This window comes from Marinobacter sp. bablab_jr003 (genome assembly GCF_016464245.1).
Classification (GTDB): domain Bacteria; phylum Pseudomonadota; class Gammaproteobacteria; order Pseudomonadales; family Oleiphilaceae; genus Marinobacter; species Marinobacter vinifirmus.
On record NZ_JADARC010000060.1, the window covers coordinates 1 to 16,216 of the forward strand.

14 protein-coding genes and 1 pseudogene are annotated in these 16,216 nt (G+C 55.1%); 8 read left to right on the forward strand and 7 right to left on the reverse strand.

Annotated features, from left to right (window positions below):
• Positions 1-175: 175 nt before the first annotated feature.
• Positions 176-632, forward strand: a pseudogene (locus H3Z84_RS06735) (IS3 family transposase); the annotation flags it as partial.
• Between the two features lie 478 nt (positions 633-1,110).
• Here the strand turns inward: H3Z84_RS06735 and H3Z84_RS06740 are convergent.
• The 3 genes from H3Z84_RS06740 to H3Z84_RS06750 all read right to left on the reverse strand — a co-directional run bounded on the left by H3Z84_RS06740 (position 1,111) and on the right by H3Z84_RS06750 (position 4,182).
• The gene (locus H3Z84_RS06740; RefSeq protein ID WP_091817890.1) at positions 1,111-2,361 is read right to left on the reverse strand and encodes an NAD(P)/FAD-dependent oxidoreductase; all 1,251 of its coding nucleotides are present in this window, start codon (positions 2,359-2,361) and stop codon (positions 1,111-1,113) included.
• A gap of 73 nt (positions 2,362-2,434) precedes the next feature.
• Positions 2,435-3,847: a cytochrome P450 gene (locus H3Z84_RS06745; protein ID WP_022988824.1), complete on the reverse strand. Its 1,413-nt coding sequence runs from the start codon at positions 3,845-3,847 to the stop codon at positions 2,435-2,437.
• Between the two features lie 14 nt (positions 3,848-3,861).
• The gene (locus H3Z84_RS06750; RefSeq protein ID WP_031209878.1) at positions 3,862-4,182 is read right to left on the reverse strand and encodes a 2Fe-2S iron-sulfur cluster-binding protein; all 321 of its coding nucleotides are present in this window, start codon (positions 4,180-4,182) and stop codon (positions 3,862-3,864) included.
• A gap of 129 nt (positions 4,183-4,311) precedes the next feature.
• Here H3Z84_RS06750 and H3Z84_RS06755 point away from each other — a divergent pair, with 129 nt between their 5' ends.
• Positions 4,312-5,382, forward strand: a complete 1,071-nt coding sequence (locus tag H3Z84_RS06755) for an AraC family transcriptional regulator (protein ID WP_228285755.1) — start codon at positions 4,312-4,314, stop codon at positions 5,380-5,382.
• 41 nt (positions 5,383-5,423) lie between these two features.
• On the opposite strand, the gene H3Z84_RS06760 is transcribed toward H3Z84_RS06755, so the two are convergent.
• On the reverse strand, positions 5,424-6,038 hold the full coding sequence (locus H3Z84_RS06760) for a TetR/AcrR family transcriptional regulator (RefSeq protein ID WP_011784139.1): 615 nt from the start codon (positions 6,036-6,038) through the stop codon (positions 5,424-5,426).
• Between the two features lie 258 nt (positions 6,039-6,296).
• On the opposite strand from H3Z84_RS06760, the gene H3Z84_RS06765 reads away from it, so the two are divergent.
• From H3Z84_RS06765 to H3Z84_RS06785, 5 genes are read left to right on the forward strand one after another with little or no spacing between them, the layout of a single operon-like run.
• Positions 6,297-6,782: a PaaI family thioesterase gene (locus H3Z84_RS06765; RefSeq protein WP_022988827.1), complete on the forward strand. Its 486-nt coding sequence runs from the start codon at positions 6,297-6,299 to the stop codon at positions 6,780-6,782.
• Positions 6,779-7,270: a PaaI family thioesterase gene (locus tag H3Z84_RS06770; protein ID WP_022988828.1), complete on the forward strand. Its 492-nt coding sequence runs from the start codon at positions 6,779-6,781 to the stop codon at positions 7,268-7,270. The genes H3Z84_RS06765 and H3Z84_RS06770 overlap by 4 nt, the downstream gene beginning before the upstream one ends.
• Positions 7,260-8,162 carry an alpha/beta fold hydrolase gene (locus H3Z84_RS06775; RefSeq protein WP_091817887.1) on the forward strand — a complete coding sequence of 301 codons (903 nt, stop codon included), beginning with the start codon at positions 7,260-7,262 and terminating at the stop codon, positions 8,160-8,162. Before H3Z84_RS06770 ends, H3Z84_RS06775 begins: the two co-directional genes overlap by 11 nt.
• Before the next feature lie 37 nt (positions 8,163-8,199).
• Positions 8,200-9,252, forward strand: coding sequence for an efflux RND transporter periplasmic adaptor subunit (locus H3Z84_RS06780; protein ID WP_091817893.1), 1,053 nt, complete (start codon positions 8,200-8,202; stop codon positions 9,250-9,252).
• Positions 9,249-12,284: an efflux RND transporter permease subunit gene (locus tag H3Z84_RS06785; RefSeq protein ID WP_091817884.1), complete on the forward strand. Its 3,036-nt coding sequence runs from the start codon at positions 9,249-9,251 to the stop codon at positions 12,282-12,284. Before H3Z84_RS06780 ends, H3Z84_RS06785 begins: the two co-directional genes overlap by 4 nt.
• 115 nt (positions 12,285-12,399) lie before the next feature.
• Here the strand turns inward: H3Z84_RS06785 and H3Z84_RS06790 are convergent, their stop codons facing one another.
• A complete protein-coding gene (locus H3Z84_RS06790) occupies positions 12,400-12,942 on the reverse strand; it encodes a MipA/OmpV family protein (protein ID WP_320407656.1) in 543 nt (180 codons plus the stop codon).
• 162 nt (positions 12,943-13,104) lie between these two features.
• Entirely contained in the window at positions 13,105-13,551 is a 447-nt protein-coding gene (locus H3Z84_RS06795; protein ID WP_094625387.1) for a MarR family transcriptional regulator, read from the reverse strand.
• Positions 13,552-14,054: 503 nt separating this feature from the next.
• On the opposite strand from H3Z84_RS06795, the gene H3Z84_RS06800 reads away from it, so the two are divergent.
• Positions 14,055-14,396 carry a hypothetical protein gene (locus H3Z84_RS06800; protein WP_199456936.1) on the forward strand — a complete coding sequence of 114 codons (342 nt, stop codon included), beginning with the start codon at positions 14,055-14,057 and terminating at the stop codon, positions 14,394-14,396.
• A 145-nt stretch (positions 14,397-14,541) separates the two neighbouring features.
• On the opposite strand, the gene H3Z84_RS06805 is transcribed toward H3Z84_RS06800, so the two are convergent.
• A complete protein-coding gene (locus tag H3Z84_RS06805; RefSeq protein ID WP_199456937.1) occupies positions 14,542-15,843 on the reverse strand; it encodes an IS1380 family transposase in 1,302 nt (433 codons plus the stop codon).
• Positions 15,844-16,216: the final 373 nt, after the last annotated feature.

Below are 16,216 nucleotides of genomic sequence, written 5' to 3' on the forward strand. Positions count from 1 at the left end.
CTTCCCAGAACAGGGCAAGAGGATTAGCATTCATAGGGACGGCGGTGAGTCGGTCAGGTTTGTTGTTTTGGCGAACTCAAAACTAACCGGTTTTACCGCCGTCTCCTACTTTTTCACGCTAACCCGCGATGAACCTTTTTTCTTTGCGTTATAGTTGCAAAATACAACATATAGTGAGGACTTTCTGTACCTGGCCACCGTTCTGGATCTACTCTCCCGGCAGATTTTTGGCTGGTCCATGAAGCCACGAATGTCTACCGATCGGGTTATGGACGCGTTGCTGATGGCCTCTTGGAGGCGGAGGCCGAAATAGGAGGTTCTGATTCACTCAGCCCAGAACTGGCAATATACCAGCCGGGGGATGGCGAGACTTCCTGAAGGATCACCGATTGAAACCAAGTATGAACCGTCGCGGGAACTGTCACGACAACGCGGTTGCGGAGAGCTTCTTCTCGCTGCTCAAGAGCGAGCGAGTCAAACGAAAAATCTATAAGGATCGGGAACAAGCTCGGCAGGATATTTTCGATTATATTGAGATGTTCTATAACCCGGTTCGCCGGCACGGCAATAATGGCGGCCTGTCGCCGGTGGACTTCGAAAAGCAGTACTTCACAAAGCTGTCAGGTGTCTAGGATATCGGGGGCTTGCCAAGCAAACGTTATTTAAAAACCTCTAACCGTTTAGTTGAGTAATAGATTGCCATCAGCACTGGTACGTCCTTGCTATAAAAAACTGTTTCACTAGCGCCGTACCTTTGATTCAATTGGTCAAGTGTCCTGATATCAATACCGGATGTCAGAACCCGCCTCCCATTTACATCTCCAACAAGCCTGAATCTCACTCTGTTTGATTTACAGACTGCCTGCAGTTTGAACTCTGAGTAGCCCGTTCTTGGATGCCACTTTCCAACGGCTTCAACAGTGACACTTCCAAGAGAAGAGGCCGAAAACATTAAGTGCTTGGTGTGATTTAACCAAGATTCAGTGATATACACCTCAACCCATAGCGGTCGCGGAAAGTCACAACCTTTTATTGTTAAGAGGATCAAGTTCATATTTATTGGCTCACTCCGGTGACTGGCTGCTTCGGTTGCCACGCAACATATTGCCTTCAACTCTGGAGCCTTCCGTTCACCAAAGATTTCAGTTCAGTATCCGGATCCTCTAGTAGTTCCGGGTTGATCGTTCTGCGTTGTTGAACGAGTGTCTTGCCTACCAAAAAAGCAAGGGGCAGGTTGACCGCGTCAACAGCAATAACACAGCCTTCGCGGAGATAGAACACGGCAAATCCTTTATCCTCGGGGCTGCCGCGAACCACTCGCTGATCATGATTTTGCGACAATCCTACCATCTGCAGACGAACATCGTACTGGTTTGACCAGAACCATGGAACGCTATCATAGGGTTTCTCCTCACCCATCAGGGTTGCTGCGGCTGTACGAGCCTGATCGACAGCATTGGCGACAGACTCGAGCCGTTGCATCTTCTCGAAGAAAAGATTCCGGTGCCGGGTGCAGTCACCGATCGCCAAGATGGCGGGGTCCTCGGTACGGGTAAATTCGTCAACAATAATACCGTTATCACAGGGCAGGCCGGCGCCCTTAGCCAGAGCGGTTTCCGGGATAACGCCAATCGACACAAGGACGATGTCGGCCGGTACGGTGCCTCCGTCCGCCAACGTCACGCCAGCCACATGCCCCTGATCGCCCTCCTCGAAGCCGGTTACCGCTGTGTTCAGACGTACGTCCACGCCGGCGCCGCGGTGTTTGTCGTAAAAGAACGCTGATATTTCCGGGCCCGTAACGCGCTGCATAAGGCGCTCGGCGGCTTCCAGCACCGTGACATTAACACCTTTTTTGTTGGCACTGGCCGCCACCTCAAGGCCGATGTAACCACCACCCACGACGACCAGGCGCTTTCCAGCAACTAACTGTTCACGCAGTACCTCTGAATCAGCTATGTCGTGCAGGTAATGAATGCCATTTAAGTCAGCCCCGGGCGCGTTCAGGTGTCGAAGGTGTGACCCGGTGGCCAGGACCAGTCGATCGTATTGCAGCCTGCTCTGATCCGACAAGCTGATGGTGCTACTGTCCCGATCAATTTGTTCGACGCGCACACCGAGCCGCAACTGATGGCCTGCGTTCTCGTATACCGAGCGCGGTTTCAGGTACAGCGACTCCTGATCAACATCTCCTGTCAGGTAATTCTTGGACAGCGGCGGTCGTTGGTAGGGCGGATGAGGTTCATTCCCCACCAGAACGACCTCATGTTGATATTTTTTTTGGAGTAAGGCTGTCAGGAGGGCACCTGCTGCGTGCCCACCGCCAACAATGACCGTCCTCTCTTTACGTTTGCTTACCATAGGCTATCTCTTTCGCTGTGCCCTGGGATTGGATTCTCCACACGTTCGGATGCCATCCTGGTCAATCGGTTAATTAACTGTTCGGTGTCAGTTTGACCATCAACCTGGAATAGCCCCGCACGAAGTTGGACTGCACCCGCTCGGGCTCTTCGACGACTTCGATGTTGTCAAAACGCTTGAGTATTTCTTCCCAGAGGATGCGCAGTTGCAGTTCAGCCAGACGGTTGCCCATGCAACGGTGAACCCCATAGCCGAACGACATGTGGTTTCGTGCGTCCTTGCGATCAATGATGAACTGATCGGGGTTGTCAAATTTGCGCTCGTCCCGGTTACCCGACGCGTACCACATGACAACTCGATCACCCTTCTTGATGGTCTGGCCGCCCAGTTCGACATCCTGCTTGGCGATTCGGCGCATATAGGCCAGCGGCGTTTGCCAGCGGATGATTTCCGACACCATGTTCGGAATCAACTCCGGTTTTGCCTTCAATTTTTCAAATTCCCTGGGGAATTCGTTCATGGCCACCAGGCCACCACTCATCGAGTTGCGCGTCGTATCGTTTCCGCCGACTATGAGCAGCGTCAAATTACCGATAAACTCCATCGGCCGATTGATCAGGTCTTTCGTTTCTTTGTTGCTCTGCAACAGGCTGATCAAATCGAAACCGGGCTCCTCGCCTGCTGCGCGGCGCGCCTCCTTGTCCCGCCAAAGCCTGGAGAAAGACCGGGCCATGTCTGCCGCGTCGTCAAACATGGCATTTTCATCGGCAAACTCCCCGCCGGTGGCCGATGCTGCACCTGCCATTCTGTCCGACCACTCAACCAGCTTGTGGCGTTCCTCGTAAGGGAAATCCAGAAGCGTCGCCAGCATGCGGCCTGTGAGTTCCTTGGAAACAGCAGGTACCCAGTTAAAGGGCTTGTCCAGAGGCAGGCTGTCAAGCACATCACCGGTGCGTGATCGGATCAGCCCCTCCATCTCCTTCAGGTTTTTCGGTGCCACTACTCCCTGCACCGAGCTGCGCTGCACATCGTGTTTCGGCGGATCCATCGCTATGAACATTTCCACCGACAGCCCCTCCGGAGGGTCACCGAGAATGATTTGCGGCTCGGCGGAAAACAGGTCGTGACTCTTATCCACGAACAGGATGTCTTCAAACCGAGTTACCGACCAGAAGGGGCCGAAAGGGCTGTTCTTCTGGTAATGGACCGGCGCCTCATCACGCAACCGTTTGAAATAGGCGCGCCACTGACCCTGCCGGTATAAAAACGGATTGCTGACATCGATGTCCTCAAGGGCCAGCGTGTTAACGTCCGGGATGGGTGTTTCAACGAATTCGGGCATCGGTCGGCGTGGGCCGAAGGTCTTCCTCTTGGCGCTCATTAAGAATTTCAGTCCCTGAATTTGCCTCTGCATCGGCACCACCCTGGAGGTGGCGTTAATCAGTCGGGACTGAATGTCGTCAAATGTTCTGGGCAGTGTTGGCATGCGTCCTCCTGTGTTCACATCTGGAACTCGGGTAAATGCACGGTCATGCCGTCCATTTCATCAGTCAGTACCACCTGGCAGCCCAGGCGCGAAGTGCTCGCCCGCTCCGGTGTCATTGACAGCATTTGTTCTTCCTCATTGCCAGGCGTGCCTGTCTTGCTGAACCATTCGTTCGTGACGATAACGTGGCAGGTACCGCAGGCGCACTCCCCCCCACAATCCCCGTCGATACCGGGAATGGCGCTATCAACAGCGATTTGCATTACCGAGGAACCAGCTTTGAATTCTGCGACATGTTCAGTTTGATCATGTTCGATAAACGTAACTTTGCCCAATGTTGTTCTCCTACCAGCATTGATGATTGACAGATATTGCCTGTCTGCCAGCATATTTTTCAGGTCATTTCTTGACAAGCAGGGGTCATTTGAAGACAAAATGGCGAAACTTTAGGAAGGGGGGTATCAATGATGGTGGCGCGGAAGAAAATGGAGGAGTTGCAAAGTCCCGGTCCGGATATTCCATCGAATTACTCACGGCTAGTTGCACGTGAGCTGAATCTGACAGCCAGACAACTTCCGCGTCTGCTGCGGGGCACTGGACTTGGGGTGACGCAATTTTTGAGCGAGGACGGACTGCTTACTGTGGCTCAGCAGATACAGATCCTGCGTAATGCAATGGATCTGTCCGGCCAGCCAGAATTTGGGTTAAGGCTGGGTAAACGAATGACTCCGGCAACCCACGGAGCAATGGGGTTCGTGGCTTACAGCAGCCCCGACCTCCTCACTGCTCTACACGCGATTCGGACATTCCTGCCCACGCGCGCGAGCTTCATCCAGTTGCACTTGCAGCAAGTCGGTGAGCGTTTGGAATGTATTCTGCAGTACCTGGGACCATTAGACGATGACATACAGCGTTGCCTGTCGGATGCGATGCTCAAGGCACTTTTCGAATTCGGCGAGTTCATGGTTGGCCGCCCTTTGCGCGAGGCTGAAGTATGCTTTGCCCATCCGAAACCCGAGTATCACGCAACGTATTCGGACTTTTTGTCCGGGCAGATTCACTTTGATTGCAGCCAATTAAAACTCAGCTTGCCGATGGCCTTGTGTCGGGAACCAAACGCCTCTGCCAATCATGAAAACTATCATCTGGCCATGCGACAGTGTGAAGCCATGCTTGCGCAACTTCAGTCCGATAAGCCAAGCTACCAGACCCGGCTGAAGAAGATGATGTTGTCCCGGCCGCCGGGAACGCTCAATGAAGAGGAAGCGGCTGCCTCTCTGTTCATCAGCAAACGCACCCTGTCGCGTAAACTCAGCTATGAAGGCAGCAATTTTCGAAAAATCCGTGACGAGATTCTGTCTCAGCAGGCAGCGCTGTACCTGCGTGACAGCGAACTGTCAATCGAGGCCATTGCTGCGTTGATGAATTATCACGACAGTGCCAATTTCAGACGCGCCTTCAAACGCTGGTTTGGCCAGCCACCTGAGCAATTCAGGCTAAACGTCAGATCACACACCATCTATACACGTGATTAACAAACATAAACCGGCGCTAATTACGCTTGGGGAGCCAGTGCCTATGTTCGTACACTTTTCCTGATTACACCATCCATGATGACGTTCCAGACAAAATCACCAATGCCGTCGAGTGTATAGACACCTTTCGGATCAAACCAGGTTGCGACCCAGTTGAGCGCCCCGAGGCCGATTAGGCGAAGCAGGCGAGCATTGACATCCTTCCGAATCACGCCTTGCTCAATCATCGTTTCGATGATCTCGGCCCAAAGGGATTCATACTGGTCACGCAAAGCGATGATGTCCCCGCGGGCCTCCGCGCTCAGTGAACGCCACTCAAACAAAAGTACGTAAACCGTATCCGAATCAACCAGCAGGGCGTGCAAATGTGCGTTGATACAAAGACGCAATCGTTCCACGGGATCGTCCGAGCTGGCGTACGCGGTTTCAACCTCTGTTGTAACCAGGTCTACTCCCCGACGCATCAGCTCAACGAGCAGCGCTTCCTTGCTGCTGTAACGATAATACAGACTTCCGGGCAGCATATTGCAGGCTTCTGCAATCTCCTTAAGAGATGTCCTTTCAAAACCTTTCTCACGAAACAGCCGGGCGGCGTTAGACAAAACATTACCCTGATCGCCTAGTTTGCTTGCAGGGGTAATCTGTCTGTCAACCATGGCTTAAACACCTCCTGAGCAATCCCGTTTATTAATCATCAGAGCAGCCATCATTCGATTCGTTTCACTGATCGTACGCCATTACACCGGTGCCGTGCCATTTGGATTAACAAAGTGTTGACTTTTGGTTGGTTGACCAACCAAACTTTGGAAACAATGCTACTCACAAGAGAACGCCATGGCAATGACCTATGACAATCCACTGGTCCTCTACACTTCCGCCCCTGCGCGAAATGCATGTCAGACTGAGCGGATCTGATGAACGATCTGAACAAACTTCAGCACAGTGACGCTGTGACGACGGCGTGGCAGTTCACCGAACAGGTTCCTCACGGCAGGGATCTGGGCATGCAAGTTGTCTCGGTAGACCAGGGCCAGGTCTGTATGCGGCTAACCCCGCAGTCATGGATGTTCGCCCATAAGGATACAAAAGAAATCTGCACCAGCGTACTTTACTCGCTGGCAGACTCCGCCGGAGGCTTGGCGGTATTCGCGGGTGCCCTGGAGTTGATGCCCATTGCCACTCTGGATCTGCGCATGGATTATTTGCGGCCTGCCATCGGCGACCGGGCCCTGTCAGCGGTGGCCACCTGTCGTCATTTATCGGACGATGTCGCGTTTATTCATTGTGACATCCTTAGCGAGGGAAATCGCGAGTTACTAGCGACGGCAAACGCCACCTTCATGCGTAACACCCAGGGACAGCAATTGCATGCAGGTGGACGAGGAAAGGAGAGCGCATGAGCACGACTGGCGATTCGGCCCCACAAATCTCAGGCACTGCGGAAAGTGCGAAAGAATGTGCTGACTGGCAGGCTCTTCTGGAGCGCATTCCCTATGCACAGCACCTCGGGCTTGAGGTTCAGCGCGGTGATGCAGGCGTATTGGTTCATTTGCCGTGTCGTGAAGCGCTGATTGGCAACTTCATGCTACCAGCCCTCCATGGCGGCGTGCTTGGAGCCCTGATCGAACTCACCGCGCGGGTGGCTGCGCAAAGCCAGGATGCAGAGACACGTTGCCCGCGCATTCTCGACAGCCACATCAATTACCTCCGCTCCGCGAAGGCCCGATCGACGTTCGCCAGGGCCGACATTATTCGGCAAGGCAGGCGCACCAGCCTGGTCCAGGTGACCTGCTGGCAAGGCGATGATAAAAAACCGATCGCCACTGGTCAGGTTCAGTTATTGCTCCCGACAATGGCCGCCCAACAAGAAGACCGTCATGGACATTAAGCACAACACACCTGAACGCGACGAATTCCGGGCGACGGATGGCGCCGATATCGCACTGTGGCGCTGGCCGCAATCCAAAGCGCGCCCCACGCTGCACTGGGCACATGCCACGGGTTTCCATGGCCGCCTGTACCATCCACTGCTTGACGAGCTCGCCACGGACTTCAATGTCCTTGCCTGGGACATGCGAGGACACGGGGCCAGCGTTGGTGCAGCCAACCTGTCGACATTCCGGGGCTGGGAAATCTATTATCGCGACCTGATCGCTCTGCTGGAATGCCTGGACGAGCCGGTCTGGCTTGCCGGCCATTCCATTGGTGCCACCACCAGCATCATGGCCGCTGCCCGGCGGCCTGATAAAGTGCTGGGTCTGATTCTGGCGGAACCGGTGATCATGGACCCGATGCAGGGTCTGAAGTTGTGGTTGACGAAGCTGTTACGTCAGTCACAACGGTTGTCACTGGCCGCAGGAGCCGCACGTCGGCGCAGAGTATTCCAGTCGCACGCTGCTGCGCTAGAAAACTATCGTGGCCGCGGTGGCTTCAAGACCTGGCCCGAAGCATGGCTGAACGCCTACGTCCAACACGCCTTCGTGCCGCAGGGTGACCAAGTTCAATTGGCGTGTGCGCCCGAGTGGGAGAGCACCACCTTTGCCCATACCGAACACAACCCCTGGCCCGGTATTCGTCAGTTGCGGTGCCCGGTTATAGCACTGGCGGCGGAACGCGGGTCAACCTTCTCACCAAAGGCACAAAAACGCCTGAAGGCCCTGCTGCCTTCGGCTGACATAAGGATTCTTGAAGGCACGACCCATTTTCTGCCTATGGAACAGAAGGACACCGTTCGCGATGCCATCCTGCAACTAGCTTTAACTGGATGCCGCGAGAACTGATATCCACACCTTAATCTTGCCGATCGAGACATCTGCCATGCGCTTTCTGCTGACCCTGTTTATCTCGCTGCTCATTCTGTCAGGTTGTCAGCAGTCCGCGGAAACGCCTCCAGAGGCCCGCCCCCCTGTTCCCTGGGTAAAAACAGTGGAATTGAAGGAGGCAGGTCCAACATCTCAGAGGTTTTCAGGAACCCTGCGAGGCCGCCACGAAGTTCCCCAGGCCTTTCAGATCGCCGGCCGGATTCAACAACGTTTCATCGATCCCGGTCAGCGCGTGGAAAAAGGCGACTTACTGTTCAAACTCGATTCACGAGACCTTATCGCAACCGCGGAGGGGGCCGCCGCAGATCTGAGGCGTGCAGAAGCGGCCCTGGCCATTGCCACTAATGAGCTCCAGCGACAGCGGGAACTGGTAGGACGTCAGTTTGTCAGCGAACAAACCCTGCAACGCCTTGAACTGGCGGAGCGTGAAGCACGCAGCCAGGTGGAAACGGCTTCTGCACGAAATCAGCAGGCTCAGAATGCTCTGGGATATGCGGAACTAAAAGCCGCCAATGCAGGCGTGATCACCGAGGTCATCGTTGAGCCCGGCCAGGTTGTGGGTGTCGGTCAAACCCTTGCCGTTCTGGCTGAAGATCAATCCCTGGAAGTCGAGGTCTTTTTACCTCAGGGCAGCAACCCGCCCCGGCAAGGTTATGTTCCTTTACCCAATGGCGAACAGCTTGCGGTGAATCTGAGAGAGATTGCCGGGGCTGCCGACGCCAGAAGCCGGAGCTGGCGTGCCCGATACAGCCTGGAGGGGCCCTACCCTTCGTCTTTAACGCTTGGTTCAGTGGTGAGTGTCCGGCTGATGCAGAAACAAACCACGGCCAGCCATCGTGTACCGCTGGGTGCCCTTGATGAGAGAGGAGAAACGCCGCAGGTCTGGTTGGTCTCCGACGGCATGGTGACCCCCCTTGCGGTCGAGGTTATCGATTTGGGTGAGGAGTATGCGCAGATCCGGGCCAACATCAACGCGACTACGCCGATCGTCGCATTAGGGACACACCTGCTCACGCCTGGCATGGCGGTGCGGGAGCTGGCTCAATGAGCTTGCCTAATCTTTCCGCACTGGCAGTGCGCGAGCGTTCGGTCACTCTCTTTTTTCTTTTGATGTCCGTTGTTGCGGGCTTCTACGCGTTCTCATCCCTTGGTCGGGCGGAAGACCCTGCGTTCACCGTGCGGTCGATGGTGGTCTCTGTGGTTTGGCCGGGAGCAACCCCCGAGGTGCTACGGAATCAGGTGGCGGATCGTCTGGAAAAGCAAATCCAGGAAGTGGCGTATTTCGACACTGTTGAAACCACCATTCGGCCCGGACAGGCCACCATGCTTATCCGATTCCAGGATTATACGCCCAGTGAAAAAATGCCCGATCTCTACTATCAGGTTCGCAAGCGCATGTCCGATGAAAGCCTCAATCTCCCCCGTGGTGTCATCGGCCCCATCGTTAACGATGATTTCTCAGACGTGTATTTCTCCCTGATGGCCGTCACAGCACCGGGAATGCCAATGCGTGAACTGACCCGCGAGGCAGAAGAGATACGAGATCGCCTGCAACTGCTTCCCGGCTTGCAAAAGGCACAGATCCTGGCTGAGCGTCCTGAGCGGGTGTATCTCGAGTTTGATCAGGACCGGCTCAACAATCTCGGCTTGTCGGCAGAAGAAGTGTTGCAGGCGATAGAGGCCAACAATCGCCTTGAGCCTCTGGGCTTTGTTGATCTTGCCGGCCCGCGGGTTTATGTCCGCAGCAACATTGACCTGTCTGACCTTGAGCGCCTCGCCTCAGTACCTCTGCGTATCGGAGACCAAGTTATCACCGCGTCTGATCTGGCCGAGGTGCGTTTGGGCTATGAAGATCCGTTGAACTACATCGTCCGTTCCAGCGGTGAGGATGCGATCCTCCTGGGCGTCGTCATGGAGGCGGGCGAAAATGGCCTGGAGTTTGGTGAACGGCTCAGTAAGTTTGTCAGCACTGAACAGGCCAGGCTGCCCCTGGGGATGTCAATACAGACCCTGACCAACCAGGCTGAGGCCATCACTCAGGCCGTTGATCTTTTTCAGGTCAAGTTTCTGGTGGCATTGGTCGTCGTAATGGGCGTCAGTATTCTGGCGATCGGCCTGCGTGCGGGTTTAGTGGTGGGCATTGCGATTCCCGTTACTCTCGGGCTGACCTTTTTATTGATGAAAATAGCGGGCATTAACCTGGACCGCATCACCCTGGGCGCGTTGATTATCGCGCTGGGCCTGTTAGTGGACGATGCGATCATCGCCATTGAAATGATGATTGTGAAGATGGAGAGTGGCTGGGACCGGGTACGGGCAGCCAGTCATGCCTGGAGCGTCACAGCCGCGCCCATGCTGTCTGGAACGCTAGTAACAGTGGCCGGTTTTGTCCCCATCGGCTTTGCTCAGTCGGGTGTCGGGGAATACACCGGTAACATCTTCTGGGTGCTGGCTTTTGCGTTGCTGATTTCCTGGGGGGTGGCGGTCACCTTTACGCCTTATCTGGGCGTCAAGCTATTGCCCGATTACATCGGGCATACTGGCCAGGACCTTTACCAAAGCGCTTTTTATCAGCGGTTGCGTGGGGTGATTGCAGCGTGTGTAAGGTACCGAAAAACCGTCGTTTTTCTCACAGTGGGTTTACTGGCTCTCAGTGCTTTCGGTATGGCAACCCAGGTACAGAAGCAGTTTTTTCCCAGTTCTGATCGCCCCGAGGTTCTGATCAGTGTCTATGCTCCGCAGGGGAGCGCTATTGCCACCACGGATCAAAGCGTCAGACGCCTCGAAGCGATATTGATGGACATGCCGGAGGTTAAAAGCCTGTCCGCTTACATCGGTGCCGGTGCACCCCGATTCTTCGTATCGGCAAACCCCGAGCAGCCGGACCCGGCGTTTGCCAAGTTGATTGCCATCGGGCAGGACGTTGAAGGGCGCGATCACATCATCTCGACGCTGGAGGCCAAAATCGCGGCGGGTGAGTTTCCTGAGGCGAGAGTGCGTGTAACGCGTTTGCTGTACGGCCCGCCGGTGGCCTGGCCGGTCAGTTTTCGAGTGTTGGGTCCGGAACCCGATCAACTCAGAGAGATCGCGCACCAGATTCGGACTCTCATGACCGGGCATCCGAACATCGTCATGCCGCACCTCGAATGGGATGAGCGTGTGCCCACGCTCTATCTTGAGTTGGACCCGGAAAACCTGGGCTGGATGGGCCTGACCCCGGCAGAGGTTGCACGGCAACTCCAGTTCCAGCTTCGCGGCGTGGCCGTTACCGAGTTACGCCAGGGCATAAGGAGCGTTCAACTGGTGGCGCGTAATGCCCGCGGTGAAATCATGATGCCCGAAGATCTTGAAATCAAAACCCGCGACGGCCGCAAACTCTCCGTAAAACAACTGGGGCAGTGGCAGGTTCGTTATGAGGAACCGGTTATAAAGCGTTACAACCGCGCCCCCTTCCTGGCCGTTCAGGCGGATGTGGAAGGCGCCCAGCCACCGGATGTCACCAAAGAGATCTGGAGTACGATGGCAGGCCTGCGTGAACGGTTACCGGACGGTTATCGTATTGAAATTGGCGGTACGGTGGAGCAATCCGCCAAGGCCAACGCCTCCATTCAGACTTTACAACCGGTGATGTTGGCGTTGATGCTGATTTTCATCATGCTTCAGATGCGTTCATTTATCGGCACCTTGACCGTTCTGGCCACCGCGCCATTGGGACTCATTGGCGCTGTGCTGGCTTTGCTGTTGTTTAATCAACCTTTTGGCTTTACCGCGTTGTTGGGGCTCATTGGCCTGGGCGGTATCCTGATGCGAAACACCATGATTCTGACGCAGCAGGTGCAGGACAACTTCACAACTGGGATGGCTGCCCGGGAAGCCGTGGTCGAGGCAGCCGTCCAACGCGCCCGCCCCGTGGTACTCACTGCCCTGGCGGCCGTTCTGGCGTTTGTACCTCTGACCTTTGACCTTTTCTGGGGGCCGCTCGCTTATGTGCTTATAGGGGGCGTAGCAGTCGGCACTCTGATCACCCTACTGTTTGTTCCAGCGCTTTACGCACTCTGGTTTCGGTTAGAGCAAAAGTGAGCCAGGTGTTTGAGCTCCGAAGTAATCCTTACATAGCCGACGAAGCCAGAACCGGGAAATTCAGGGGTTACTTGCCCCTTCCCGTGAAATGAATTGCCCCGGTCCCCGGAGACATTCAGAATCGGTAACTCATAAAAACACCAGTGTAGGCTTGGGTAGCCTCCCCGATATCACTGACAATCGGGCTATCCTCTGCATCGCCGGTTAATTGTGACACCCCGGCGGTCGCGGTGACCGACCATTGCGCAGACAACGAATAGGTCAAACTGCCTGTCAGGCCATACCGGGCATAGCCATCAGGGCTATAGGAGGCCAAGCCGGAGCGGGCACTTTCCGTATCGGAAATACCAAACCTATCGTCTGTCCAGTCATCACTGCTGTAGGTCAGGTTCGGCCCCAGGGAGGCAAACCATTGATCGCTGAACTGGTTCCGCCATCGTGCCTTAAGCACCACCTGATAGCCATCGACATCGCCGGTGAAGGGAGATTGGACGGCTGCGCTGTACAACCATGCGTCGTGATTGTAAGCAACGCGCAAGCCGGCGATCGCGCCGCCATCAATCTTGTCCAGGCGTTCAAGATCCTCATCATTGTCGCGCCCCAGAATGCTGACATACCTTCCGCTACGGCGACTTTTTGGTGGCCGGCCAGAAATGATGAGACGGCTGCCCGCACAATTTGTTCAATCTGTTCAGTATAAACTAAACGTAACACAATTAATGATTGACAGCCATCCATGATGGAATTGTCCTGCGCCGGTGGAATTTGCGGAACGCTCCCGTTCTAATCTTGTCGCTTGCGTTTGAAAAATGTCTCGGGTTCAGGAATTTTTGAGGTTGGCGGAATTTTCCATAACCCGCTCAAAAACACGCAGGGCGACTTCCAGGTCGGTATTTTCAATGCCTTTCAGCATCTCCTCTCGCAACACATTCGCCCGCTCATTCAGATCGCTCATAAAGCGCTCATCGGCATGGGTAAGATACAGCAGCCTGGCGCGCCGATCACGCTTACAGGGCCGGCGTTCAATCAGACCCTGCTCCTCGAGGCTATCAAGCAGGCGGACCAATGTCGGATTTTCGATGGTCATCAAATGGGCTAACTCCCGCTGGGTCAATCCTCCACCACCACGCTGTAGGCAAACCATGGTGAACCAACGAGCCTGGGTAACCCCCAGGTCTTTCAGGCGCTCATCCAATAACTTGCGCCAGCGCCTTGCTACCCGGGCATTGGCGAAAGGAAACTGATCTCTAGGGGTTTGCGGGTCCATATCACTGTCCTGCTATTGCTGGCTCAGTATCAGTAAATCGCAAGCTAATCATGGAGGCAAGTCTGCGTTACGCACTAACCAGGTTTGCGCCAGATCAATAGGCAGCATCACGCAGATTCCGAGGCCAGCTAAGGAACTTTTCCTTCCACTGAGACAGGTAACTCGCCGCTTCTTCAGAGACAGGAGGCCTTCAACGTACTGTCGCCCTGATAGACACCCTTGCTGCCGGGACCGACAACCGGCTAAAAAAACTGGCGCCGAGCGATCCGCAACGCCGTAGCATCTTCACTCGACACCCGCCGGGGCTTCGGCACGGCGTCTTCCAGGCAATCCGCATCCGCTATGGTCAGTCCCCGGTCGAGTAGAGCCTGCAAGGACGACAACAAGGCCAAGTTCCGCTTATCGGGCAGAATGGCATGAACTCTGGGGTTGGGTGACCAAAAACTGGTAGTTCAATGTAAGCGTCCGCCCATCACACCTTGTCAGGTTTAGCCGGCGTCCAGTTGTGGGGCAACAGCTCGTCGATGGGCGGCGGAGGAGCGGTGCTCGGCCAGATGATTATTCCTGTGCCAGTGCTGGGGGCTTTGCTCGGAAACCTGGTTGGCTCGACCCTCGGTGCGGTTGGTGTCAGCTATGCAAATAACAAGGTATTAGGAATCTGTATTGAGTCTGGCTGGACTTTCTGGGGGCTGGTCGATCAGTCCTATGTGGTTCCAGAAGAGGTGCTCAAGGAAGCGGGTTTTGATCTCTTTGCACGCCAGCTTTTCAAGCCTGAACAGTTCAATATAGCCCGTTTCAATTTGCCATTTTTTCAAAAGAATAGCCTTAGCCCGGATTTCTCATAGGTCCCCAGCAAGTCTCGCAGACTGTGCGGGTTACCGCCATTACCGCTCATTGGCGGCCGTGACTGATCAATAATCGATCAATTCCTGTTGTCCGGACACACGGCCCCCTTTCCCCCATTGAGTCGGGCCGGGGGAGCCCGGGCTTCTATCCCGGAACCAGTTGACGCACCAGGTCAGAGAGTTCGTCTTTGTAAGGATAGGCATCGCTCATCAACACCCGTATGCGCCGAGTGTTGCGAATGATGACCGCGCCCACCTTGATCAGCTTCAGCCGCAGGTTACTGGCGCTCATTCTCTCGAAGGGCGTCTTCTTCAAGTGGGCCCGTAATCGCTCGAACAGCGTGTAGGCAAAGCCCGACAGGAGCAACCGCCACTGATTGGTCCACCACCGCGTGCTGGAGGTGCGATCTGCGAACAGACACAACTGCTGATCCTTGATCCGGTTTTCCATGTCACCCCGGGCACAGTATTGCTCGTAGTAGAGTTTAACGCCGTCGTCGTAACGGGAACTGATAATGAACCTGGGGTTGGCACCCAGTTCGCCCTCCTCCAGACGCGCGATCACCCAGCGGGGGTGTTTCCAGGTTCGGGCCTGGTACTGGAACCGGTAGGTGGCGGAGACTTTTTCACCCAGTTCGTTGTGAGCCTTGCGAACCAGCATCGAGGGTACGTCTACCTCCTTGAGCAGCCGGCTGTTCTTGCTGATGCCGACCAGATAGTCCACGTTGTTCCGGTCGCACCAGCTCAGCAATCGGGGACGGTAAAAGCCGCTGTCACCCCGGAACACGATGCGGGTATCCGGCCAGTACTGCCGGATGAACTTCACCAGCAGGGCCAGAATGGCCCAGCTATGGCGGCTGTCGCTTCGATTGCTGGTGCGCAGGTAGCTCACCAACAGGTGACGGCCGCAGAACACGTACAGCGGGAAGTAACAATGGTGATCGTAGTAGGCGTTAAAGAACTTGCCGGGCTGGTCGCCATGCACCGGAACGTCGGTGCCATCGAAGTCCAGCACGATTTCCTTGGGTGGGGCGTCGTGCTGCTCAATGAAGTGATGCCACATCAGTTCGTGGGCCTTGACCACGGCCTGCCGGTCTACGCGCTGCTCCATGCGGCACAAGGTCGATTTGCCCGCCAGAATGGCATCTTCACCGGTCGCGGTCTGAAGTGCCTGATCAGCGCGTAGCGCCTCGTGATCGTTCAGGTCTTCGTACCCCGCGGCTACGCCAAAGACCCGCTGCCGGATCATGGTCTGAAGCTTGTGGCGAACCAGTACCGGATTACGGGCATCGTCCAGCACCGTAGCCAGGCGCTGAGTGAGCTGGTGTTGGTTGTCGACTTCGCGAAGCAAAAGCAGGCCGGCATCGGAGGTGATATGACCACCGGAGAAATCGGCTTCAATTTGACGGCGAGACAGTGGCGAGAAGGTCAGTTTTTCAGGTACCATTTTGGATAGCGGCTGTTGGTGCTTGGTGAACGGTGTAAGGTCCTGAAACTATAGCACTTTCAGCCGCTTTCTTTTATCCCCTCATGAGAAATCCGGGTTAGTTTTACGGTTGTCAGAAGGGGGGTTATTTCATTTAATACCGTGGGGTATATGTGATAGAAAACGGAAGGATAAATTATTTAATTCATGGCAATACATAACAAAGCATTGCAGCGGACAAGCCGCTGAATGCGGCGTTGAGGCTGTAGAAAAAACCCGAAATCGCCCTCGGTTTTGGTAGCATCAGGCAAACGGACAAGGAGTGGTCAGATGCCCCGCTTCAAGCACTACAACTACGACCAAGACGCCATGGTCGTCATCAACTACCAAGAAC